This window comes from Calothrix anomala FACHB-343 (assembly GCF_014696435.1).
In the GTDB taxonomy this organism is placed as follows: domain Bacteria; phylum Cyanobacteriota; class Cyanobacteriia; order Cyanobacteriales; family Nostocaceae; genus Aulosira; species Aulosira anomala_A.
Genome location: NZ_JACJQG010000083.1, coordinates 15,959 through 39,048 on the forward strand (window position 1 = coordinate 15,959; position 23,090 = coordinate 39,048).

The 23,090-nt window shown below is 40.1% G+C and carries 24 protein-coding genes and 3 pseudogenes; 10 read left to right on the plus strand and 17 right to left on the minus strand.

What is annotated here, in order from left to right:
• Positions 1 to 112: 112 nt before the first annotated feature.
• The 7 genes and pseudogenes from H6G08_RS32005 to H6G08_RS32035 all read right to left on the minus strand — a co-directional run.
• A pseudogene (locus H6G08_RS32005) lies at positions 113 to 244 on the minus strand (CHAT domain-containing protein); the annotation flags it as partial.
• Positions 245 to 334: 90 nt separating this feature from the next.
• Positions 335 to 838: a hypothetical protein gene (locus H6G08_RS32010; RefSeq protein ID WP_190550560.1), complete on the minus strand. Its 504-nt coding sequence runs from the start codon at positions 836 to 838 to the stop codon at positions 335 to 337.
• 286 nt (positions 839 to 1,124) lie between these two features.
• A pseudogene (locus tag H6G08_RS32015) lies at positions 1,125 to 1,795 on the minus strand (CHAT domain-containing protein); the annotation flags it as partial.
• Positions 1,796 to 2,519: 724 nt separating this feature from the next.
• Complete coding sequence (locus H6G08_RS32020) at positions 2,520 to 3,374, minus strand: ABC transporter permease (RefSeq protein WP_242046359.1); 855 nt, start codon at positions 3,372 to 3,374, stop codon at positions 2,520 to 2,522.
• Positions 3,375 to 3,398: 24 nt separating this feature from the next.
• Entirely contained in the window at positions 3,399 to 4,166 is a 768-nt protein-coding gene (locus H6G08_RS32025) for an ABC transporter ATP-binding protein (protein ID WP_190550562.1), read from the minus strand.
• A gap of 360 nt (positions 4,167 to 4,526) precedes the next feature.
• Positions 4,527 to 5,576 carry an ABC transporter substrate-binding protein gene (locus H6G08_RS32030; RefSeq protein WP_190550564.1) on the minus strand — a complete coding sequence of 350 codons (1,050 nt, stop codon included), beginning with the start codon at positions 5,574 to 5,576 and terminating at the stop codon, positions 4,527 to 4,529.
• A gap of 33 nt (positions 5,577 to 5,609) precedes the next feature.
• Entirely contained in the window at positions 5,610 to 6,080 is a 471-nt protein-coding gene (locus H6G08_RS32035; RefSeq protein ID WP_096643428.1) for a tetratricopeptide repeat protein, read from the minus strand.
• A 275-nt stretch (positions 6,081 to 6,355) separates the two neighbouring features.
• Between H6G08_RS32035 and H6G08_RS32040 the strand changes: the two genes are divergently transcribed.
• Complete coding sequence (locus H6G08_RS32040) at positions 6,356 to 7,615, plus strand: GTP cyclohydrolase II (RefSeq protein ID WP_190550566.1); 1,260 nt, start codon at positions 6,356 to 6,358, stop codon at positions 7,613 to 7,615.
• 52 nt (positions 7,616 to 7,667) lie between these two features.
• Entirely contained in the window at positions 7,668 to 8,906 is a 1,239-nt protein-coding gene (locus tag H6G08_RS32045) for a URC4/urg3 family protein (protein WP_190550568.1), read from the plus strand.
• Between the two features lie 315 nt (positions 8,907 to 9,221).
• Here H6G08_RS32045 and H6G08_RS32050 read toward each other — a convergent pair whose 3' ends face one another.
• Positions 9,222 to 9,812: a pentapeptide repeat-containing protein gene (locus H6G08_RS32050; RefSeq protein WP_190550570.1), complete on the minus strand. Its 591-nt coding sequence runs from the start codon at positions 9,810 to 9,812 to the stop codon at positions 9,222 to 9,224.
• Between the two features lie 188 nt (positions 9,813 to 10,000).
• Here H6G08_RS32050 and upp point away from each other — a divergent pair, with 188 nt between their 5' ends.
• A complete protein-coding gene (gene upp / locus H6G08_RS32055; RefSeq protein ID WP_190550572.1) occupies positions 10,001 to 10,648 on the plus strand; it encodes a uracil phosphoribosyltransferase in 648 nt (215 codons plus the stop codon).
• Between the two features lie 111 nt (positions 10,649 to 10,759).
• Here the strand turns inward: upp and H6G08_RS32060 are convergent, their stop codons facing one another.
• The 3 genes from H6G08_RS32060 to H6G08_RS32070 form a co-directional block, all read right to left on the minus strand.
• Entirely contained in the window at positions 10,760 to 11,692 is a 933-nt protein-coding gene (locus tag H6G08_RS32060) for an ABC transporter permease (RefSeq protein WP_190550574.1), read from the minus strand.
• A 131-nt stretch (positions 11,693 to 11,823) separates the two neighbouring features.
• Positions 11,824 to 12,864 (minus strand): ABC transporter permease, encoded by a 1,041-nt coding sequence (locus H6G08_RS32065; protein ID WP_190550575.1) that lies wholly within the window; start codon positions 12,862 to 12,864, stop codon positions 11,824 to 11,826.
• Positions 12,865 to 12,944: 80 nt separating this feature from the next.
• Entirely contained in the window at positions 12,945 to 13,604 is a 660-nt protein-coding gene (locus H6G08_RS32070; protein WP_206758303.1) for a DUF1877 family protein, read from the minus strand.
• Positions 13,605 to 13,974: 370 nt separating this feature from the next.
• Between H6G08_RS32070 and H6G08_RS32075 the strand changes: the two genes are divergently transcribed.
• Both H6G08_RS32075 and H6G08_RS37835 read left to right on the plus strand, forming a co-directional pair.
• Positions 13,975 to 14,232 (plus strand): hypothetical protein, encoded by a 258-nt coding sequence (locus tag H6G08_RS32075; RefSeq protein WP_190550579.1) that lies wholly within the window; start codon positions 13,975 to 13,977, stop codon positions 14,230 to 14,232.
• 83 nt (positions 14,233 to 14,315) lie between these two features.
• Positions 14,316 to 14,579, plus strand: a pseudogene (locus tag H6G08_RS37835) (type II toxin-antitoxin system PemK/MazF family toxin); the annotation flags it as partial.
• A gap of 16 nt (positions 14,580 to 14,595) precedes the next feature.
• Here the strand turns inward: H6G08_RS37835 and H6G08_RS32085 are convergent.
• The 3 genes from H6G08_RS32085 to H6G08_RS32095 form a co-directional block, all read right to left on the minus strand.
• Positions 14,596 to 14,790: a hypothetical protein gene (locus H6G08_RS32085; protein WP_190550581.1), complete on the minus strand. Its 195-nt coding sequence runs from the start codon at positions 14,788 to 14,790 to the stop codon at positions 14,596 to 14,598.
• Positions 14,791 to 14,809: 19 nt separating this feature from the next.
• Positions 14,810 to 16,276: an ABC transporter ATP-binding protein gene (locus tag H6G08_RS32090; RefSeq protein WP_190550583.1), complete on the minus strand. Its 1,467-nt coding sequence runs from the start codon at positions 16,274 to 16,276 to the stop codon at positions 14,810 to 14,812.
• Between the two features lie 78 nt (positions 16,277 to 16,354).
• Complete coding sequence (locus H6G08_RS32095; protein ID WP_190550585.1) at positions 16,355 to 17,425, minus strand: BMP family protein; 1,071 nt, start codon at positions 17,423 to 17,425, stop codon at positions 16,355 to 16,357.
• Positions 17,426 to 17,603: 178 nt separating this feature from the next.
• Between H6G08_RS32095 and H6G08_RS32100 the strand changes: the two genes are divergently transcribed.
• The 3 genes from H6G08_RS32100 (at position 17,604) to H6G08_RS32110 (ending at position 19,110) form a co-directional block, all read left to right on the plus strand.
• Positions 17,604 to 18,044: a DoxX family protein gene (locus H6G08_RS32100; protein ID WP_190550587.1), complete on the plus strand. Its 441-nt coding sequence runs from the start codon at positions 17,604 to 17,606 to the stop codon at positions 18,042 to 18,044.
• Positions 18,045 to 18,057: 13 nt separating this feature from the next.
• Positions 18,058 to 18,552, plus strand: coding sequence for an ureidoglycolate lyase (locus H6G08_RS32105; RefSeq protein WP_190550589.1), 495 nt, complete (start codon positions 18,058 to 18,060; stop codon positions 18,550 to 18,552).
• A gap of 168 nt (positions 18,553 to 18,720) precedes the next feature.
• A complete protein-coding gene (locus H6G08_RS32110) occupies positions 18,721 to 19,110 on the plus strand; it encodes a VOC family protein (protein WP_190550591.1) in 390 nt (129 codons plus the stop codon).
• Positions 19,111 to 19,329: 219 nt separating this feature from the next.
• On the opposite strand, the gene H6G08_RS32115 is transcribed toward H6G08_RS32110, so the two are convergent.
• The 3 genes from H6G08_RS32115 to H6G08_RS32125 form a co-directional block, all read right to left on the minus strand.
• On the minus strand, positions 19,330 to 20,085 hold the full coding sequence (locus H6G08_RS32115; protein WP_190550593.1) for a tRNA(His) guanylyltransferase Thg1 family protein: 756 nt from the start codon (positions 20,083 to 20,085) through the stop codon (positions 19,330 to 19,332).
• A complete protein-coding gene (locus H6G08_RS32120; protein WP_190550595.1) occupies positions 20,075 to 20,524 on the minus strand; it encodes an ATP-binding protein in 450 nt (149 codons plus the stop codon). Before H6G08_RS32120 ends, H6G08_RS32115 begins: the two co-directional genes overlap by 11 nt.
• Before the next feature lie 183 nt (positions 20,525 to 20,707).
• Entirely contained in the window at positions 20,708 to 20,956 is a 249-nt protein-coding gene (locus H6G08_RS32125; RefSeq protein ID WP_313943388.1) for a hypothetical protein, read from the minus strand.
• Between the two features lie 450 nt (positions 20,957 to 21,406).
• Between H6G08_RS32125 and H6G08_RS32130 the strand changes: the two genes are divergently transcribed.
• The gene (locus H6G08_RS32130; RefSeq protein ID WP_190550596.1) at positions 21,407 to 21,847 is read left to right on the plus strand and encodes a hypothetical protein; all 441 of its coding nucleotides are present in this window, start codon (positions 21,407 to 21,409) and stop codon (positions 21,845 to 21,847) included.
• Between the two features lie 141 nt (positions 21,848 to 21,988).
• Positions 21,989 to 22,780, plus strand: coding sequence for an endonuclease/exonuclease/phosphatase family protein (locus H6G08_RS32135; RefSeq protein WP_190550598.1), 792 nt, complete (start codon positions 21,989 to 21,991; stop codon positions 22,778 to 22,780).
• Positions 22,781 to 23,090 lie beyond the last annotated feature (310 nt).

Here is a 23,090-nt window from a genome sequence, read left to right on the forward strand (position 1 = left end):
AAGTTAACATCAGTACAGTCAATTTTGTAATAATTTTCCTAAATTGGGCATTGGGACAAGGGAAGGGGGACAAATGACAATTGTACAGACGCGATTCATCGCGTCTCTATTGCGCATGGGGAACTGCCCATAGAGATACCATAACGCTAGGAACGTCCGCAGAAGTTAAAGAACGGGATAAGCTAATAACTCTATCATCGGTAATTCTCCCTCTGCCAGTATCGCCAGCACTGAGAACTACTAAGATGAGCCTGCACAGAACTATTGCAAGTTGGTGAGGTACAGATAATCGTTGATTGTAGCGGCATTGGCACTGCCATGCCCCGAAGCGCTGTTAAAGTTCATCTTTATTTGTTAATTCTTTTTCTATATTATCCGCACCATATCCTACAGCGACAATGATATTTTTGATAGTTTCTGCATCGCTATTAGCGGCGATTTTGCCGATTAATACAGCAATATGGGTTTTATCTTTAGTAAATACTTGCCAAGCGGCTATTTTATTTAAACTACTACTGATTAATAACTTATTGGCAATATCTGCTGAAAATGCTCCTTGGGAGGTATAACCTATAGATGAAATATAGCGAATTTCTAAATTACCTAATTTTTCCGTCTTCGATTCTACAAATACTACTTGTACTCGTTTATTTTCTGTTTCTACCAATAATTTAAAATCTCCATTGGGAATAATTTCGTATTTTACGCCTAGTTTATCAAGTGCTTCTTTAATTCGCGGATCGGCTGGAGGTTTGGGATTATTTTGGGCGGATACTGTCTGCATAGAGATAGCAACCCCTAGAATAATAGAAGTTGCTAATTTAATTAGGCGTTTCATGGGATTTTTGCTGGTATTTAATAATTATGAGAATTGTCAGTTGATTTACTAAAAATTTGATAATTTGTAAGCTGCGTAGGTTGGGTTGAGGAACGTAGACGCGGAGCGGCTTCCCGTAGGGTAACCCAACATTTCCAGGGGTTTGTTGGGTTTCACTCCGTTCAACCCAACCTACAATTATCCTTAACTATGCTGCGCAATGTAAACATGCTTGAAACTCTTACCAATGACCAATGACTAATGACAGACTTCACCAGTTGTCTTAAATTGCGCCAACCTAATTACTTTAATTTGCTTCACCTATCAGAGTAAATGCAGCCCAGTCTACAGGATTATTGTATTTTTTTCTAGTAGCTAACATTGCTTGTCTCAGCGCCGCCGCTTTATCGGGATTATGCTGGAAATAACGATAAAACTCACTCATTAAAAATGCAGTAGAGTTATCGGGTACAGACCAAAGTGAGACAATAACACTCTTGACTCCAGCAGTAATTAAAGCGCGTGATAAGCTTATCACACCATCGCCTGTAATATTACCACCTCCAGTGTTACAAGCACTCAGGACAACTAAATCAGCGTTAAGTTTCATGTCGAGAATTTCGCAGGATGTGAGCAATCCGTCATGTTTACCGCTAGGAGCAAGTGCGATGGCACCAGGTACGCCCAATCCTTTAAAATCATCAAGTAAGCCGTGGGTAGCTAAGTGAACTATCTGAGCGTTGATTGATTGGGGTTTTGCTTATGTTTGCGAGTTAAATCTAAAACTTGAATTGCTGGCGCAGTTAATATAGTATGTTTATCGATTAAGTACTTACCTTGCTCGTCTTGTAATGCTGGAAAAGGTACGAGAAATAACGATTCTTGCGGAATAAAAATTACACGATCGTTGGGATTTTTCGGTAAATATTCGGCAATAGGTTTAATTAAAATTTCATAGAGTTTCTTGAAATGTGATTTTCAAGTTCTAGAACTTGGCTGATTATCTGTTCTCGGTTCAATATACACACCTCTTCCTCTAGCGCCGATAACTCTGCGGCTGTTCATTACCAAATTTTGCAGAGTAGAAATCTTTCGTCGTCAAGACTACATAAGCTAATACCAATTCACGAAATTACTGATACAAATCACTTCCTCTGCCCCTCTGCTTCCTCTGCCCCTCTGCTTGCCTATGTGTATCATTTTTAAAGTGAAGCGGTATAATGGGGCAATTATCTGTTCATTTCGCCTTCCAAAGGAGAATATTCTTGTTGAGAATAGAAAAGTTCTCGTTTGAAACATGAAACTTCGTCTTCCGAACACGAAAGTTCTCGTTGAGAACAGGAACATTTTCGTTCGGAACATGAAATTTCGCCTTCCGAACACGAAAGTTCTCGTTGAAAACATGAAACTTCACCTTCCGAACAGGAACATTCTCGTTTTCAACCTCAAGCGTCATGTTCTAGACTCGAAGCTGCGAAAATGTTGGGTTTCTTTCCTCAACCCAACCTACACAACTTCAGGTTTTTAACGCTCACTTTGAGTCAAAAAGGCGATGTCTAGAACGGAATAAGGCAATGCTCCTCTAAAATATAAGAGGTTTGATAGAGATATTTCCAGAAACTACCCTATTAATTATGATTGTGCCCTGAGCGAAGTCGTTCGTCGAAGACGTTCCCGAAGGGTAGGGTACAACGCAGCATTGTTAATTCTCTTGTTTAATAGCGCTTTCGTGCCATTTACTTAAAATAAAATCCGATAAAGCATTCAAGCTGACAAAAATTAACACCCCTAACCCCGTTGTCAATAATAATGCCGCAAACATCCGGGGAATTTGCAGGTTATAACTAGAAATTAAAATGCGATAAGCAATACCAGCTTTTGCGCCACCAGTTCCGGCGACGAATTCCGCAACAACTGCGCCAATTAAGGATAAACCACCGCTAATTTTTAACCCCCCTAAGAAGTATGGCATGGCACTGGGTAAGCGGAGATACAGCAGGGTTTGCCAACGAGAGGCTTTATAGAGTTGAAATAAGTTAAGTAAATTGCGGTCTACACTGTTGAGTCCCAAGGTAGTGTTAGAGACAATGGGGAAAAAGGCGACAATCCAGGCGCAAACTACTAAGGCGGCGAAAGTATTGTTTTTGAACCAGAGAATAATTAAAGGCGCGATCGCAACAATGGGAGTTGTCTGTAAAATCACAGCATAGGGAAATAAGCTGCGTTCAATCCATTTGCTTTGGGTAAACAATATCGCTATCAGTAACCCAGATATCGCCGCCGCCATAAAGGCGACTACGGTAATTTGCAAGGTAACTAATAAAGAAGCGAACAATTCCCGCCAATCGCTAATTAAAGTTTGCAATACTAATATGGGGCCTGGGAGAATATAAGGCGGTAATTGTGTTACCCTCACGAAGATATCCCATAATACCAGGGCGAGAAACCCTACTAATACTGGTGCCCAAACATCAGGCGAGATAACTTTTGCTGGCGAGTTTTTTAACTTTGGGCGACGAGTAAACATTAATTTAATTACTAGCTGGAAAATGGGCATGGGGCATGGGGCATTGGGCAAGAGTCAAATAGAATTGCTATAGTCCATTGCGATCGCTAAAGCTTGGGAAACTTCGCGGCAATATTCCATATATACTGATGATGTGCGGAAAGAATCGTTACGGGGATAAGGCGCAGCAATTTCTATATCTGCGACTACTCGTCCAGGATTTGTCCCCATCACTAAAACGCGATTGGATAAATATACCGCTTCATAAATATTGTGGGTGACAAAAACTACCGTCCAACGCTGTTGATCCCATAAATCCAGTAAATCGCTGTTTAGCTTGCTGCGAGTAATTTCATCTAGAGCACCAAATGGTTCATCCATTAATAAAATATTTGGCTGGGTAACTAAAGCCCGCGCAATTGATACCCGCATTTTCATTCCCCCAGATAACTCACGGGGGTAGCTATGCTGACATTTCTCTAATCCTACCAATGCCAAAGTTTTCTCTACCAAACTCTCGGCATCTTTTACAGCTACCTTTGCCAACTTTAGTGGTAAACGGACATTTTCTTTTACATTTGCCCAAGGCATCAGTGCTGCATCTTGAAACACAAAGGCTAGTTTACGTGCTTGGGCAGGTAAACCCCAATCAATAGTACCAGAACTCATCTGTCCTAATCCGGCAATCAGTCGGAGAACTGTACTTTTACCACAGCCAGAAGAGCCGACTAAGCTGACAAATTGGGCTTCTGGGATAGCTAAATTTAAATCTTTTAAGGCAACTGTGCCATTAGCGTAGATTTTGCTAATGTGGCTGAGTTTAATTGCGGGAGGGTGATTCATTAATTAATATAAGGCAGAGGGCAGAGGGCAGAAGGTAAACCGCCAGATAATAAATAAAAACACATACCCTCATCATAAAATTTGCCCAGAGAAGAAACTAGTAGGGGCGGGAAAACCCACCTGTGTCAACTTAACGCAAAACCCTTATCCTAACTGGCTCCCATGCTCTGCGTGGGAGCAATGATCCTGAGGCTCCGCCTCAATTTATCAGAAGACGAGGCGGAGCCTCGCAATACGCATTTCCAGCCGGAGGCTGGAAACGAGATAGAGAAAGCTTTTGAGCTTAAGTTGACACCAATGGGGAAAACCCCGCCCCTACAATTGGGGATAATTTATAAATGACAAATGACCAATGACAAATTACTGACCTTGATTGACAAACTGTAAGGTAAATGCATCTTGATAATTAACATTGGGCTGAGACAGTCCGGTGTTTACCATGCTATCGAACAATGATTTCCAGCGTGCCTGTGTCATTGCACCAATGCCTTGTTTTTCTGCGTCGCCTGACAAGATAATTCCCGATTCTTTGAGCTTTTCAATCCCATAAGCAATTTGCTCGTCAGTCATTTCGGGATTCTCTTGTTTGATTAATTGATTACCTGGTTGGGGATTTTCTAAGTAACTGTACCAACCTTTAATCGAAGCATCAACAAATCGTTTGACTAAATCGGGATTTTTGGCGACTAATTCTTTCTTGGTTTCAATTGTTGTGGCGTATGGTTCGTAACCATAATCTGCTAGTAAAAATACTAATGGTTTAAATCCACCTTGCTTTTCTACAGCAAAAGGTTCGGATGTAATGTAGCCTTGTTGGGCTGAGGTTTTATCTGCCAAAAATGGGGCAGGATTGAAATTATAGGGGCGTTTTTGTGCATCTGTAAAACCATACTTAGCTTTCAGAAAAGGCCAATAATTCAGGTTAGCGGCGGCTGAGATATAAATCGGTTTGCCTTTGAGGTCGGCAAGGGTTTTAATTGCTGTGTTGGGATGGGAAATAATACATTGGGGATCTTTTTGAAAGATTGCCGCTACCGTGATTTTGGGAATTCCTTGTGCTACGGCGTTTATGGCATCAATGCCATAACCCATGAAAAAATCTACTGCTCCTCCCATCAATAACTGGGTACCACTAGGTACTTGGGGGCCACCCATTTTAATTGTGACATCCAGCCCGTGGTTTTTGTAGATTCCCGTTGCGATCGCCTGGTAAAATCCGCCGTGTTCTGCTTGGGCAAGCCAATTTGTACCAAAGGTAACTTTATCTAACCCTGAACTTGTATTTGAAGCTGGATTGCTATTAGTACAAGCCGCAAGCAAACTGCTACTTATACCGATGCAACTGTACTGAAGAAACTGACGGCGACTAAGGCGAGAAATTGCAGTTGATGAGCATGGAGATTGATTCATGGAACAGGATAACGCTCTTTAAACTGTGGTATTTTAGCTGATTCTGAATGTACATTCTAAAATCAGCTTTTGGTTCACCACAGAATAAGGTTGAATTTTCAGCGCGTTTTGAAAAGCTTGGATAGCTTCGCGATATTTTCCCAGAGCGGCATAACATAATCCCATACCATGCAGTGCGCCAAAATGTACGGGATTTAAATTAATCACCATTTGGCAATCAGCTAAGGATCTTTGATAATCACCGATACTGTAGTAAAGAAAAGCACGACGATTCCATGCCTCAGCAAAATCGGGTTGTTCTTCTATTAATTGGCTTAGGACTTTTTCAGCTTCCGTAGTTTCACCAGCATCAAGCAACTTCTGGCTGTTATCTATTTTCTCTAAGCCATAAATTCCCTTCTGCTGAAACCAAATCCGCCATAATTTCTTAGTGGCCTGTTCCCGAACTGTAGCGTCAGCATTTTTCAAATCTTCAAGTAAAGATCTGATCGATAAAGAATCCATAAATGTGATCTAGGTAATCGTATTTATATATCAACTTTCGCACAAAATTCTCTACTTAGGCATTTTTAAAGTTAACTTTAAATTCTCTTATTACAGTTGTAAATTACGCATTTTCCGTGTTGTATTTTAACTGTATTCAGTAATACTATTAATACGGATTTAAACAAATAAATTCATCCAAAATTAGTCATTAGGACATCATATATTTACCAATAGTTGACAAAACCCTATTGACTAATACTTGATAAAAACAGCACAAAAAAAATTAATTAATTATGCCAAAGCAAAATAGCGGTTCCCGGCATATTGTTCTCACATCTCATCCCAATAGTGGTGGTACTAAGCCCATTCCGATTCACTGGGGAGCGAGTAATCCTCTGGAACGGGGGCCGATTATTGCGACTTTAACAAAGCAAGCACACCGCAATGTTATTGGGACTCATTCTGGTAGTTATGCGGTGTATCGCGCTTTAGCAGTAGCTAGCGGTGCTTTACAATCAGATCATCGGGCTGATTTAACGAATACAGCGCCAGTAGCCCATATTGGCCCTCATCCGAGTTGGTTCGATGCTGATAAAATTGTTTCACTTGACCCCTTTGGGGCGGTAGGGAGTGAGGTATTTAGCTCTTATTTCGCTCAAGGCTATGACATCCGCCCGACGATTGCTATTACTCAAGCGCATATTAATATGCCAGAACTGCAAGATGCGGTGGATAAAGGGCGCTTGCAGGTGGATGGGAAAATTATGAAGCCTGGTGGCGATTTAGTGGTGACAAAGGCGGCGATTGAGCCTGTATGGTATTTACCAGGAATTGCCAAGCGGTTTGGCATTAAGGAAACCGATTTACGCCGTGCTTTATTTGAGCAAACTGGGGGAATGTTCCCGGAATTGGTGACACGTTCTGATTTAGAGGTGTTTTTGCCACCAATTGGCGGTGTCACTGTCTATATTGTCGGTGATATTAATGCGATCGCCGATCCGAATAAACCTTTAGCAGTGCGGGTACATGATGAATGTAACGGTTCTGATGTGTTTGGTTCCGATATCTGTACCTGTCGTCCTTATTTAGTGCATGGAATTGAGGTTTGCGTCCAAACTGCCCAAGAAGGGGGTGTAGGCGTAATTGTCTATTGCCGTAAAGAAGGACGGGCTTTGGGAGAAGTTACCAAATTCCTAGTTTACAATGCCAGGAAGCGTCAAGAAGGAGGCGATCGCGCTGATGCCTATTTTGCCCGGACAGAGTGCGTCGCAGGTGTTCAGGATATGCGCTTTCAAGAGTTAATGCCCGATGTATTGCATTGGTTAGGGATTACCCGAATTGACCGCATGGTATCCATGAGTAATATGAAATACAATGCCATCACCCAAGCGGGGATTGAAATTGTCGAAAGAGTACCTATCCCAGAGGATTTAATTCCCCAGGATGCGCGGGTAGAAATTGAAGCTAAGAAGGCGGCAGGGTATTATACCACAGGTGAGGTATTAGATACAGAAGGTTTGGGAGAAGTAAAAGGGCGAGATTTGGAAAGTTAAAACAAATTGTAGAGACGCGATTCATCGCGTCTCCTGCATTAGGAGGTGAAAAGTGGAAATAGGAACCGCAGAGACGCAGAGGACACAGAGAGAGTTAGTTGCATATCTTCGTTCGCCGGAAGCGATTCGGGAACGGTGTGGAGAATTGTTTTCCTGGGTGTGTGAGGGGAAGTCAGAGAATTTTCTCTGCGATTTGAATCAGTTGGGAAGGGTAGCGGATTATGTGATGGAAGTAATACGGGGAGAATACCCGAATTTGGATGTTCCGTTTCATAGTCGCTGGCGACATTTTGAAGTTGGGGGTGTGGGGAGATTAGCCAAGTTAAATACGCTGTTGGCGGGGTTATCTCCAGAGGAAAAGGCGGCAGCGAAGTTTGATTTGGCGATTATTAGCGTGCTATTAGATGCTGGTGCTGGGGATAGATGGCATTATCATGAGCAGGAAACTAATTTAAGGTTGGGGCGTTCGGAAGGGTTAGCGGTGGCGAGTTTCCAGATGTTTTGTCAAGGAAATTTTGCTAGTGATGGTTTACCCCAGGCTGATGCTTCTCGGTTACAACAATTAACTGAGGCGGAATTAGCAGCAGGGTTCCAGGTAACTGCTGATAATCCTTTGGTGGGGATTGGGGGAAGGTTGAATTTATTGCAAAAGTTAGGACAAGTTTTACTGGCTTCCCCCCATTTATTTGGTGATACAAATCCTCGTCCGGGGAATTTGGTTACATATCTCTTGGGTAAATCGGAGAATGGACAGTTAGCTGCGACAACTGTATTAAGTGCAGTGTTGGAAGGGTTAAGTGATATTTGGCCAGGAAGATTAGAGATAGCTGGGGTAAATTTAGGCGATGTTTGGGAACATCCAGCGATTAGTGATGATGGTTTAGTCCCTTTCCATAAATTATCGCAGTGGTTAACATATTCTTTGTTAGAACCATTGCAAGAACTTGGTTTGACAATTACTGGTTTGGATCGACTCACTGGTTTACCAGAATATCGTAATGGGGGATTATGTCTGGATTTGGGACTGATAAGCGTGAAAAATCCAGAAATTTTACACACATCTCACTCGGTAGCATCAGCAGTTATAGTTGAATGGCGGGCTTTGACTGTGATTCTTTTAGATAGAATTGCGGCGACAGTCCGGGAAAAATTAGGTATGAGTCCAGAGGAACTACCTTTAGTGAAAATCCTCCAAGGGGGAACTTGGACAGCTGGACGCAAAATAGCCGCAGAATTGAGAACAGGTGGGATACCCCCCATACAAATAGAGAGTGATGGGACGGTATTCTAAGTTGAAAATGGGCATGGGGCATTGGGCATTGGGCATTGGGCATTGGGCATTGGGCATTGGGAAAACAGATTTTCATACTTAGTTGTGAGATTTTCTCGTGATTGACTGATTGGAAAGATGGGAAAGGGGACAAGGAAACTGACTAATGACAAATGACAAATCAAGATTCGTAGGTTGGGTGCAGCGTAGCGTAACCCAACATTTTATACACTATTTGAAGCGTTGATTTTGAGCGTTGAATTAAGTATTTGGTTATTTAAATAATTTTTATTTTCTTGATATCATGTGTTGGGTTACGCAAAGCCTCCACCCAACCTACGGGAGATTGCGATCGCACTTTATTTCACCCACCGAGCGACCGTCTGGGAGAATAATGCGTCCGCCACCTGGAGGTATATATTCTGGCAGTCTGAAATTGGAAACTTGAAAACTGGCTCCGGTGAGATCACTATCATTGAACCCAGAATCACTGTCGAAACTAGCTCCATCAAAGATTGCACCTCTGAAACTAGTCTGAATCAAAGCAGCCATGATGAAGTTAGCGCCTCGGAGAGAAGCTCTGTCAAAATTAGCCCCTTTAATGGCACTTTCTTCTCCACCAATAACAGCCCCATCCAAAATAGCTTCAGTCAAATCAGCATCAATAATACCAGAACCTTTGAGATTGACTCCTCGCAAGTCAGCTCTACTCAAGTTAGCTCCGGTGAAATCAACCTCGCACAGGGCAGCACCGCACAATTTAGCACAACTCAAGTTAGCTCTATTGAGTTTAGCCCCACTCAAGTCAGCCCCACTCAAGTTAATTTCCATCAATTTAGTGTTATCCAAAAAAACACCCCTGAGTCTGACTCCAGGAAAGTTTCTTTCCCCAGTAGCATAACGCTGCAACAACTCTTCAGCATCCATAATTTGCCTCCCGCTTCAAATAACACATATAAAGTACAGCTATTACCTTCAACGGTAGCTTCATCGACCCAGGTATCAAAGATACCCATACAATTACTTAGGACTTCGGCAATCGTTCCTCACCCCCCACTCACAATCGCCACCTTATGAGTACATTGAAAGTGGGGACTTCTGCGACACGTTAAAAAATGACAATTGACCAACAAAATCAAGTAACGCTTATTGAACATCCATTGATTCAGCATAAGTTAACGCTGATGCGGCGGGTGGAAACTAGTACAACAAAATTTCGGAATCTTGTTAAAGAAATTAGTTTGTTGTTGGCTTATGAGGTAACTAGGGATTTACCTCTGAAATACGAGGAAATTAAAACGCCACTCGCACCGATGAATGCGCCTGTGCTTGCGCCTGATAAAAAGTTGGTGTTAGTTTCGATTATGCGGGCGGGACAGGGTATTTTAGATGGAATGCTGGAGTTAATGCCTTCAGCTAGGGTGGGACATGTGGGTTTATATCGCGATCCGAAAACCCTGATTCCCATCGAATATTATTTTAAAGTCCCCCATGATGTGGAACATCGAGACATGATTGTTGTCGATCCGATGTTAGCAACGGGGAATTCGGCTGTAGCGGCGGTAGAACGTTTAAAATCAACTAATCCTTTATCAATCAAGTTCGTTTGCTTACTTGCTGCACCGGAAGGAATTGAGCATTTCTGTGAGGTGCATCCAGATGTACCTTTATACACAGCCGCAATTGACGACCATTTAGACGAACATGGTTATATTATCCCTGGCTTGGGCGATGCAGGCGATCGCTTATTTGGGACAAAGTAATGAATTGGGCATTGGGCATTGGGCATTGGGCATTGGGCAGAGGAGATAAATTATTGACAATTGTATAGATGCGATTAATCGTGTCTCTAGCAACTGACAACTGACAACTGACTATTGACTATTTTCTTTCAAATAGGGAGTACCTAAGGCTTTGGGCGGTGTAGATTTGCCTGCTAATCCGACTAATGCTAATAAAGCGATCGCATAAGGTAACATGACTAAAAATTGGTAGGGGATATTTGCGCCTAAGGCTTGAATTCGCAGTTGCAAGGCTTCTGTAGCGCCAAATAGCATACAAGCTAAGGCACTATATATAGGATGCCATCTGCCAAAAATTAAAGCTGCGATCGCAATAAATCCTTTACCTGCACTCATCCCCTCGGCAAAAAATCTGACTTGGACTAAAGTTAAATAAGCACCGCCTAAACTCGCTAAACAGCCGCTAATTATTACGGCGATATAACGGACATTTTCTACTGATATTCCGGCTGTATCTGCTGCTTTGGGCGATTCGCCTACAGCCCGCAATGTTAAGCCAAAGCTAGTTTGATATAAAATATAGGTAGTTAGAAATACTAAAAATATTAGTAAATATACCAAAATATCTTGCTGAAATAATAGCGAACCTAGCACCGGAATATTCGCTAAACCAGGAATGATAATTGCGGGAATTCCTGGTAATTGCTGTGTACTGCTACCGCTAAATACTAACCTGCCTAAAAATGATGTTAACCCAGCAGCGACGAGATTAATTGCTAGCCCAGAGACTAGTTGGTCAATGCGCAAAGTTATACATAAAATAGCATGGAGTAATCCTATTAATGCGCCAGCTAATAAGGTGGCTAGGATACCAAGCCAAGGGTTACTAGTGTAGAAAGTTGCAGCAGCGCTGGTAAAAGCACCTGTGAGTAACATTCCTTCTAAGGCGATGTTTAACACTCCTGAGCGTTCGGAGTATAATCCGCCTAGAGCAGCGAATCCTAAAGGGATGGTGAGGCGTAAGGTGGCTATGAGGTAATCAGAGAAGAAGTTGAGATTGTTCATGTCTGTTTTTAAAGACTCTGTTTAGTCTGCATTTTGTTTCATTTATTTAACCGCAGAGGCGCAGCGAAAAGTCTGAGCGGAGGTTTCCTCCGATCAGAACTTTTCAAGACAGAGAACACAGAGATAAGAGATTAAAGATTCTTCAATTTTGAATTTTGAATTGTTATCTTTCGTTCCACCGCTAGACTGATAGCTATAAACAATACTGTTAATCCTTGAATCGCATAAACTACTGTGACTGGCACGCCAGCACTACGCTGCATGACGTTTGCACCACTGCGCAGGGCGGCAAAAAATAAGGATGTGAGGATGACACCAAAGATGCTACCACGACTTAAAAAGGCGATCGCAATGGCGTCAAATCCATAACCTGGGGAAACTTGTTCAAATAAGCGGAATTTTAACCCCATTACTTCACAACTTCCAGCTAATCCTGCTAATCCTCCGGCTAATGCCATTACTAGCATAATTGTTCGTTCTACCGATATGTGAGCATAACGGGCGGCAATTGGGTTTTGTCCGATGGCGGTGATTTGGTAACCTAAAGGCGATCGCTCTAATAATACCCACAATATCCCGGCGGTAAGTAATGCTAATAAAATTCCGGCATGAGCTAGGCTTTGTGGTAATATAATCGCTAGGCGGGCGGTGTTGGCAATTAACGGCGAATAAGGGCTAGGCGCACCTAGAGCCATTAAAGGATTTTGCACGAGATAGCTAACTAAATTCACTGCAATATAGTTGAGTAATAAGGTGGTAATTACTTCGTTTACTCCCCTTATGGCTTTAAGATAACCGGGAATCCAACCCCAAACTGCACCAAACAGAAATCCGGCAAACAGTGCTAAGGGAATATGAATAAACGCAGGTAATGCGGTTACATATAAGCCAATTAAAGTACTGCCTAATGCACCTAAATAAATTTGTCCTTCGCCACCAATATTAAATTGTCCCGCTCGCAGTGCTACTAATACTCCTAAGCTGGTGAATAATAGCGGTGTCATTTTTGTGAGGGTGTTACCAAATCCAAAATAGGTAGATAGGGATTCTTGAAATAAAGCTGTGTAGGCGGTGAGGGGATTCGCTCCAGCCATGAGGATGAGGATAGCACCGACGATTAAAGCAGATACTATGGCAATTAGCGGTGATAGGATTGGTAGCAGGAATTTCATGCCATTAGTTGCGATCGTGATTAGTGGCGATCAAATTTGTCGTTGTGCAGATTAAATACAATAAATTTTCCTAAATTCATCTAACCAAAGTTTAAAAACATCGCATTTCCTTTGTCAGCAGCATCTTGATAATATTTCACAAGAGGATTGTATGTATAATCAAACAAATGATTATAATCATCTTCTTTTAAACCTCTATATTTTAACCTTTGTCCGAGCTGCTCAAGAGAAAAATTTGATAAAGCGTTAGCTATTGTTCTTACTTCATCGGCAGTTAAATACATCAGAGGATAATCACAGCCATAATAACTAATTCCATTACCTCCCAGCACAGCATTAATTAAAGGTAGATTATCTTCTTTGTTTGTACTAACAACTATTTCAGATAAATTAACTGTTTCATCATATACATGATATCCTGTAAGTAAAAAAAATATTGGTCGCCAGGTTTTATCTAAATCAAGATATATACCTTTGCCTTCAGCTATAATTAAAGGAATATCTTCTTTTATTTCGTTAAATTGTTCTAAATTTTTTGCTGATAATTTATCTAATGTCTCATTTACATAATTAGTTGCCTCATTAAACCAATCAACATCATCAGGATCATCTGGATCTATGATAAAATTTTGCCAAAATGGTGAGTCCTCTAAGTATTTTGCATTTAAAAACAATCCAGCAAAATCAGGATATTTCTTGAATTTCTCCAAAAGATAGGGATTTACTTGTTTAAGTTGCAATGTGATTCCCATTTTATAGCTAAATTATTATTAAGTTAACTGAGATATATCAACATAGCACAGTCTTTGTTGGCTGCATCTTGTTAATACTCCATAATTTCTCCTTTGATATCTATTAATCCTTCTAATACTTCATAGTCTCACCAGACGGTAGATATATAAATATCAGGATTGAGCATAATAGCTTGATTCAATCTTTCCTTCAAGCCGGCTGCTGTAATCTTGGATAACGCTTCTGCAAATTGCTTTTTATTTTGGCAATTGATTTACTGTACGAAAGTATATTCGATCGCAATTGGTAGTGATAAGATTGTTAACAGGTGTTAAAGGCGATCACTTATAATTTTTGGTTTGGGAGGTAAGATTTACTATGCAGTTCATTAATTCTTTAAAGCTAGATCAAATTGAACAATCAATCAGAAATTTATCACGTGAAGAACAGTTGTGGTTAGTTGAACGAATTATCCACAATATGAGAGTCAGTGCATTAAAAGATACTTCAAATATTACAGCACATAGTCTTGAACAACAACTAGCAAACATGGCAAACGATCCAGTAGTTCAAGCAGAATTAATAGCTATTAATCAAGAATTTGCTAATACTGAATTTGATGGTTTGAATGAATAATGAATATCCAGCGTGGGGAAATATACTTTGTTAACTTAAATCCAGTTCAAGGTAGAGAACAAGCAGGATAACGTCCAGTTTTAGTACTTTCTATTGATGCAATTAATCGTCTTCCCTTAGTTATTACTGTAGTCGTTGGTACTAAAGGAGCAAATATTCTTCGTGATTATCCAACGATGGTAAGAGTTCCTCCATCCGAGAGTGGTTTAACTTTAGAAACTGTATTTTTGTGTTTTCAAATTCGTTCTCTCGATCCAAAACGATTTCCAGAAAATCCTGCGGGTAAGTTGTCTGAACAGATGATGCTATTAGTTGAAGCAACTACTCGCTACTGTTTAGGCTTATGAAATATTATTTTTAGGTTTAAATTTTGTTTTGACTGTAATGTTGATTTTGAATCGCTGCAATTTTATCAGCAGTTAAAGTCACCACTTTACCATCCTTCATAACACTAATTGATTGTCCAAGCTGGCGATGTCTTTCAATCGCAGCTGCAATTGCTGCTTTGACTCCAACATCAATTGTGTTATGTAGCTTTTGCATCTCTTCTTCAGTCATTATAGAATTTTTCCCCGCATCACCTTCCTTCCCCAGCCATCAATAAACCAATCTCTGCTACTGTCGCTGTTGCTGCATCTAAAATAGCGACAAACTCACCTCTATAGATTACGGCAAGGCGATCGCTCATTGCCATGACTTCTTCTAATTCGGTGGAAATATACAAAATCGCGGCACCGCGATCGCGTTCTGCTAAAATTCGACTATGCACGGCTGCTGTTGCACCAACATCTAAGCCGCGTGTGGGTTGCATGGCGATAATTAACCCAGGTTCTCGTGCTAATTCTCGCGCTAATACTACTTTTTGCTGATTTCCTCCCGATAGCTGACTAACTTTGATATCTTTATCTGTAGCGCGGATATCAAATTCTTGCATTGCAGCTTGGGCATGATGCGCGATCGCTTTTTGTTGTAACAGAAACCGACGACAAAAGGGCAAATATTTAAAAGATTTTAAAATTAAGTTTTGGGCAATGCTAAATTGCATAATTAATCCCATTGTTTGTCTATCTTCGGGGATGTAACCAACTATGCAAGGTTGATTTGTAAACTTTATGTTACCTTGCTTTACTTTTCGTAACCCTGCTAAGGCATCAGCTAATTCTCTTTGTCCATTTCCATCAACACCAGCAACGCCCAAAATTTCGCCTTTGTGCAGTTCAAAAGAAACGTTATTTATAGTTGTAATTCCTCGATAATCTGCAACTTGTAAGTTTTGGACTGCGAGGATAACTTCTCCTGAAGATATGGGCGGTTTATTTAATTGTAAATTAACTTCTTTCCCTACCATTAATGCTGCTAATTTTTGGGGTGTGGTAGATTTAGTTGCTGTTGTCGCTATTACTTTTCCCTGACGCAAAACTGTGACTGTATCGCAGAGGTTCATTACCTCGTCTAATTTGTGGCTGATAAAAATAATGGTATTACCTGCATCTGCGAGTTGACGCAAAATAGCAATTAATGATTTTACTTCTGGTGGTGTTAATACTGCTGTTGGTTCATCGAGAATTAATAACTTAGCTTGGCGGTAAAGTACTTTGAGAATTTCTACTCGTTGTTGTATTCCTACGGGTAAATTCTCTACCTTTGCTGTTGGATCAATTTCTAATCCGTAAGCTTGGGATAATGCAGCAATTTCTTGGTGTTTTTGGTGCAAATTTAACCGCCAACTTGGTTTTGTACCTAAGATAATATTTTCTGTGACAGTTAACTGCGGTACCAGCATGAAATGTTGATGAATCGTACCAATACCTAATTTAATTGCTTGATGAGGCGAAGTAATTTTAATAGCTTGTTCTGCAAGATAAATTTGTCCTGCATCTGGTTGGTAAAGTCCGCTAATGATATTCATTAAGGTACTCTTACCTGCACCATTTTCGCCTAGAATGGCATGAATACTACCAGATTTAACATTGAGGCTAATAGCGTCATTAGCAATAAAGGAACCAAAGCATTTAGTAATATTTTCTAAGCGTAAATAGTTCATGTAAATAAAAATTATCCAGATACTGTAGGGTGTGTTGTCGCGTAGCGCAACGCACCAACACAACATTAGTGAGTAAATTTATTCTGCGACTTTTTTGACGCAGCGTGTATCTTTACCAGCTTCCTGACAATCTGTAAAAATAATTCTCTTCTCAAGAATATCGTCTTTAACATTTAATACTTGTTCCTGTACTGCTTCGGGTACAGTCTGACCAAATTTACCTAAAAATAGAATATCTGCTCTTTCTAAACCAATTGTATATATTTGCCCTTTGAGTTGTTTTTTCTGAGCTAAATCTGCCAAATAAGCTATAGCTAAATTTAAGCGTTTGACTGCACTGGTTAACACGGCTTTTGGTGCTATATCTAATTGATCGTTGGTATTGCCAAAAGCATATACTCCCTTTTCACTAGCGGTTTGTAAGACAACAGCCGATGCGTTATCTAACCATTGATAGATGACATCAGCGCCGGAAGAAATAATTGCTAAAGTCGCTTCTTTAGCTTTGGCAACATCATTCCAATCACCTGTGAAAGTAGAGGTAACTTGAATATTTGGTTTCACAGATTTTGCGCCTAATTCAAATCCTCTCAATTCTCCTTCGGTGGCGGGAAATTTTTCTCCTGCAATATAAGCTAGTTTATTAGATTTAGTCATGGAAGCGCCGATAATTCCACATAAATAACTGGCTTGTAAATGATCTATTCTTAATGAGGCGATATTTTCAGCTTTAAGATTACCATTTACCCCCACAAAAAAAGTTTGAGGAAATTGTGGCGCGATTTGTTCAATTGCGGCATCAAATTGTCCGCCATGGGCAAAGATAAGATTGTAGCCTTTACGCGCAAAATCTGTGAGAACTTCAGTTTGATCCGCTTGCGCTACCTTTTCTACATAGGCGATTTCTGCATTTAGCTTTTGCTTGGCGAGGGTGACGCCTTCATAGCCAGATTGATTCCAAGCTTTATCGGTGATAATTCCAGGAAGTGCGATCGCTATTTTAAACCCTGAAGTACCACCCCCTGCTGTGGTTGTGGTTTTTGCTGTTGGTGTGGTTTGGTTACTACTACAAGCTTTTAGCATTAAGCTAGTACCTAACGCTGCGGAACCAAACCAGATAAATTGACGCCGATTTACGTTTTTTGTCATAATTCGCCTTTTGCTAGATACCGATTGTACTTATTTGAACACTCTTCTCAACACTCTAAAGTCGCGAGTGCGATTTTGGAAGCATTTTCGCAAATTTTCTCACTGGAGAGTGAAGACAGAATTAGATTCGCCAATAAAACTAAAGAAATATCACTAAATTGAGAATGAGGCGAATCTTATGTACAAAAATAAGGAACTTTGGCGCGTCATCCTGGCGGTATCAATAATTATTGTGGGTGTGACGCATTTTGTTTTCCCTCAACCTTTCGTCAAAATTATGCCGCCACAACTGCCATATCCGTTAGGATTAGTTTATCTCAGTGGCTTTTATGAAATTTTAGGCGGTATCGGCTTATTAGTTCCCCCTGTGAGTCAAGCTGCTGCTTGGGGATTAATTTTGCTATTTATTGCGGTTTTTCCGGCGAATATCAATATGGCAGTCAATCATATTAAGATTGAAACCATACCTTATTCAGATTCACCTTGGGTACAAGCAATTCGCCTTCCCTTCCAAGCAGTGTTTATTGCTTGGGCTTGGTGGTATACTCAACCTTCAGATAAAGAAAAGCAAGCGTCGATAATTCCTAAATCCTTAATTCCTCAAGAATTAGATTGGTAATTTAATAAATATTATGAGTACATCACAAACAATACAACAATTACAGGCGAAATTAATTACACCGGAAAACTTTCAACCTTTCGGACAGGTGATTTTTCCTAGTGATGATGGTAAAGCTTTTGATGCGGAAGATGCGCAATTAAATTTGCAAAATGGTACGCCGCGATTTTATATTATGCGCTTGCATCGTAACGGACGCAAATTTCATAAAATTACCCGCCACGTGCAATGTACTCAATGTTTAGGTTCTTTAGCAGGGAAAGATTGGTTAATGGGGGTTTGCCCGCCGCATAATGAATTAGATGTACCAGTTTTAGCAGAAATCGCCGCTTTCCGCATTCCTGGAAATTGTTTTATTAAATTAAATGTCGGTACTTGGCACGCTGGCCCTTATTTTGACCATGAGTTTGTTGATTTTTATAATTTAGAATTGAGCGATACCAATGTTGTAGATCATTTTACTCATGATTTTTTTCAGAGTCATCAATTAAAGTTTGAGATGGTTTAGTTAATAGATGTGCGCTATGCACCATAGATAGATGTGTTTTTTCTCTTTGATGCATAAGGTTGCGATCGCAAATTCGGTAAATTTTGATGTACTTACACTGATTTATAGTACAAGTGAACTATAATAAATGCGACGTTGTCTATAGCCTGCCTTGAGCAGTTTAAAACTATGACTAATGTATTTCAACAGCATGGTGCTTTTAGTTGGTGTGAGTTAATGACAACTAACACCACCGCAGCAAAAGAATTTTACAGCCGACTCTTTGGTTGGACAATGGAAGATAAACCAATCCCAGAAGGAGTTTACACGGTTCTCTCAGCAGCGCGTCAACAAGTGGGTGGATTGATGAAAATGCCAGATGAGATGTCTGCAATCCCGCCACACTGGGGTGTATATGTTACAGTTCAAAATGTTGATACTACTGCCAAGCAAGTAGAAGAATTGGGAGGAAAAGTTTGCCTTGCACCGATGGATATCCCTGATGTTGGCAGATTTGCAATGATTCAAGACCCGCAAGGTGCTACATTGTCAATTATTAGCTATGGCTTGATGGCGTAAATAATTATACAAAATTGATTTACTAGCCATCAAGATGCGATCGCATTACTGACTATTAGATTAATATAACGGGGTGATGCGATCGCATTGCAATCGCGGATCTACTGGTTCGCTTTCTCATGCTAAAATGCCGAAAACGCATTCATGGATGCGGCGTAGGATATTTTTTAGATATTCGGTGCGTTGCGCTGCGCGACAACACACCCTACATTTATTTAATTACGAGATTAATTCAGCGATAAATTGGCTGTATTCATCTTTCATTTTTAAATCTAAATCGCGTTTAAGGCGTCTTCTTGTTGCTGGAACAATTTCACTTTTAAGCGGGTTAAATCCTTGCTTTTCGTAAGTTTCCCAATATAGCCCAATACCGCGTTTATGCCAATTAGGAATTTGATTAAAATTAATTCCATGTTGAAATAACAATTCGTTTTTCTCAGCTACAGATAATCCTTTCATCATGCTGGTTGCTTGGGTGGCGTTTTTTCCTTCTTTACGCAAACACCAATAGCAATGAGAATTTAAAGCGTTTCTGTGCGCGTCTTCACTCCGCCAGCGAAAATAATTGACTACTTCTGTGGAATTGGGAAGCTGAGAAATGCGACAATCAAAGCAGCCTAAAGAACCTAACATTAAAGAAAATTTGGCGCTAGCTTCACTGGCTAAAACTGAGTTGAGTTTTCTTAATTTTCGCCCAAAGGTATTTTCGTTGTAAGCAAACAACAAAGATATTTCATCACTTTGGGTATAACCATAAGTGATATCAATCCCGCAATTCATCAAATGTTCAACAGTTTCTAACATTAAATCGCGAAAGCGGATATCAAAAGGCGCTTCAAATTGATGAACTTCTTTTGTGAGTCGCGTAAAACCTCTACCATCTAATCTAGCTACAATATAAATTCCTGGCAACACACAATGATCGTGTGCTGTTTCAAATATCCGCATTCTACTATCAAGTTCATCAAATTTCATGCTGCCATTCCTCTATAATAAATGAATAATTTAATTCGGATTTGACTGTGTAAATTGCATCAAATCCTTCTGCCCATGTAGGTAAAACTAACTTTTTATAAGTTGCTAATAATCCGATTAAGGGAACAATTTGCTTAGGTAGCCTTTGATTATTTCGCTGTTGACAATCTTCTAATGCAGCCTGAAAGTAGTAACCGACAATTTTAAAACCTTGGGATTTGGCTGGAGTAATATAACGCTGTCTCTCTTCAATAGTAGGATTAGTATTATCTACCACGAAAGGTTGTTTACCAGTTAAACAAGCTTGCAGAAAAATTTGCTCTCGATGGCGGGTTTTGAGCATATCTAGGTTAATGCGAATGTGAGTGTTAAAGAAGTTTTTTTGATAAAAAGTAGATTTACCTACGCCTTGAATACCGATAAAAATTATTGCTTCCATTGATTATTATTTACAGCATCTTCCTGTAAATAGACCATGCTGTAGGGGCACGGCACTAGTAAAATTATTGTATGTACCAAAAGATTGTCGGTGTTCCCTACGACAGATGTGGTTTAAATAGGTGAAAATTGCTGTAATTTCACGCAGAGGCGCAGAGAGGAAGATATTGTTGATTTTGATTTGCTATTGGCTGTCTTTAGGTATGGGAGTTTGCGCTAGTTGTGGTTTATTTTTATAACGATGGGTTAAAGCGGTGTTAAATAGTTGAGCGATCGCTAAACTTAAAAATGAAGAAGCTATATATTGTTTTAGCCTAGCACCCTTTCCCCGCACTAACTTCACCGGATAGTACAGCGTTCTGGGTGCTAATGGAGTAAAAAATTTAACTCCGTTGCTGGGGAATGTGTGGTGGCGATCATTAGTAGCATGCACTTATGTATAATTCTAAACAAGGGGCATAAGTTATTAATACTGTTTCCGACTCAGCGATTACGGAAAAAATAGTCTTTTTGTAGCAGAATGTAAAGTTAGTAATTGTATTATTTTTTTGCAATATGTGACAAAAGTATGTATTTACTAGGAAATAGGCATTACATAACATATTGAGTATATAAATGTGTTACATCAAAAAGCAAAGAAAAATCTCTATAATCATCATATATTCATCTAACAATGGGAAAGTTTATACTATTTTTAAAGCTAATTTGCTATAACTATACTGGTTACATTGTTTTTAATAAAACTGCGCCAACTTCCCTTAATCTCTATTCTTGGCGCACTTGGTGAAGCAGTCCGATCTTGGGGGTTTCCCCCATGAGGAACTGCTGAACCCGAAGGGCGTTTTTGGCGGTTCAGTTTGATTTATTTATTGAGAACGTAACAATGAAATTTTCCATCTTATTCTTTTTAGTTATCATCAGTGCGATCGCCAGCACAAAAACAGCCTCTGCTCAACAACAAAATCTTTTTCTCACACCAGTAGAAAACCATCAAATTGGTGTCACAGAATCACCAATCCCAGACACCAATCAAGCAGCTAATTTAGCAACAGAAGCAGCCACCATTGATAGTAAGTGGCAAAACGTTATTATTCAACCCACTAATAGTTTGCTACCAACTAACAATAGAATTTCCATCATCCAACAACAAGGATGTCAAAAAATGAATCCCTTAGAGTTCCTAGAAAATCCTGGGGCTGCATTTGAAAAATGTCAGGAACTAAACAATAATCAAACTCCTCCCCCCAGAAGCAGCGAACCAATTGAATATTTAAAAGTACCAAAATTAGATTCTGGAATTAGCGTCACCGTCACGCAATTTTAATATAGGATGAGTATTTGACTTTATAATTATCAGTAGGTTGGAAAATTACCAGCCTACAATTAATCTTAATTTTGATTGACAAATGACCAATGACAAATGACAAATGACAAATGACAAAAACTAAATAGGAGCCTGATACAAATGGTTAAAGTTGTCACAATCAACATTTTATTTGAAATGGATTTATGGGAGAGACGACGACAACTATTAGTAGAAGGATTGAAAGCAGTTGAGGCAGATTTAATAGGATTACAAGAAGTTAATTTACAAGCAAATACAGCAGCTTGGCTAGCAGAACAGCTAGAAATGCCTTATGTATATTTAGTATCTTATCAAGAGCGAGTGGCTAAGATTGGCATTGAGTACGGAATTGCCATTCTCAGCCGCTATCCTTTTATACAGCAAGCGCAACTTGATTTACAAAGTCAAGGTAGACTGGCGCAATATGTAGAGGTAAAAATAGGCGATCGCTCTATAATATTTTGCAACGGACATTATTATTGGCAACCTGGTTCTACACCAGAACGGATGAAGCAGATACAGCTATTAGTCGATTGGCTGGGTAAGCTACCACCAGAAATCCCCATTATCACCGTCGGAGATTTTAACGCCACTCCCGACACCCCCGAAATTGCATTTATCTGCGAAAAATTTACCTCAGCTTACGCTAGTTATCATGGCGAAGAACCAGAATATACTTGTCCTACACCTTTGGTGAAACCCAACCGCAGCTTGTCGCGTAAAATTGCACTGAGGTTACTGAATTTGTATGTCAATCGCACCTGGAAACCTTGGCGCGGTACTCTGGATTACATATTTATTACCAATAATTTGACTGTGCGCGACTGTCAATTGATTCTCACTGAACCTGCGTCGGAGAATCCTAATATTTATCCCTCAGATCATTTTGGCATTGCGGCTGATTTAGGTTAATGTTTCATTTTCCATCCCCGTGAGGGGTAATGTGTTGAAAACCATCCATATAACAATACCGTTCAGTTAGCACCAAAAACCCTAACATGCGTAGTAGCGTGACAAGGTTAAAAAGTTGGGTTCAAACAATCTAGAAAATCTACCAATAATAAATATAGTCTCTGATTATTCAACCCAACAAATTAAGCTTGCCGCGCTACTAGTGGTCTGTCCCATTAATTTTGCTGGGTTGCACTAGCTCATGATTAAATAGTAATCTAGGTGCAAACGTACCCACAAACTCACAGGCGATCGCTTGCAAGGAAAAAGG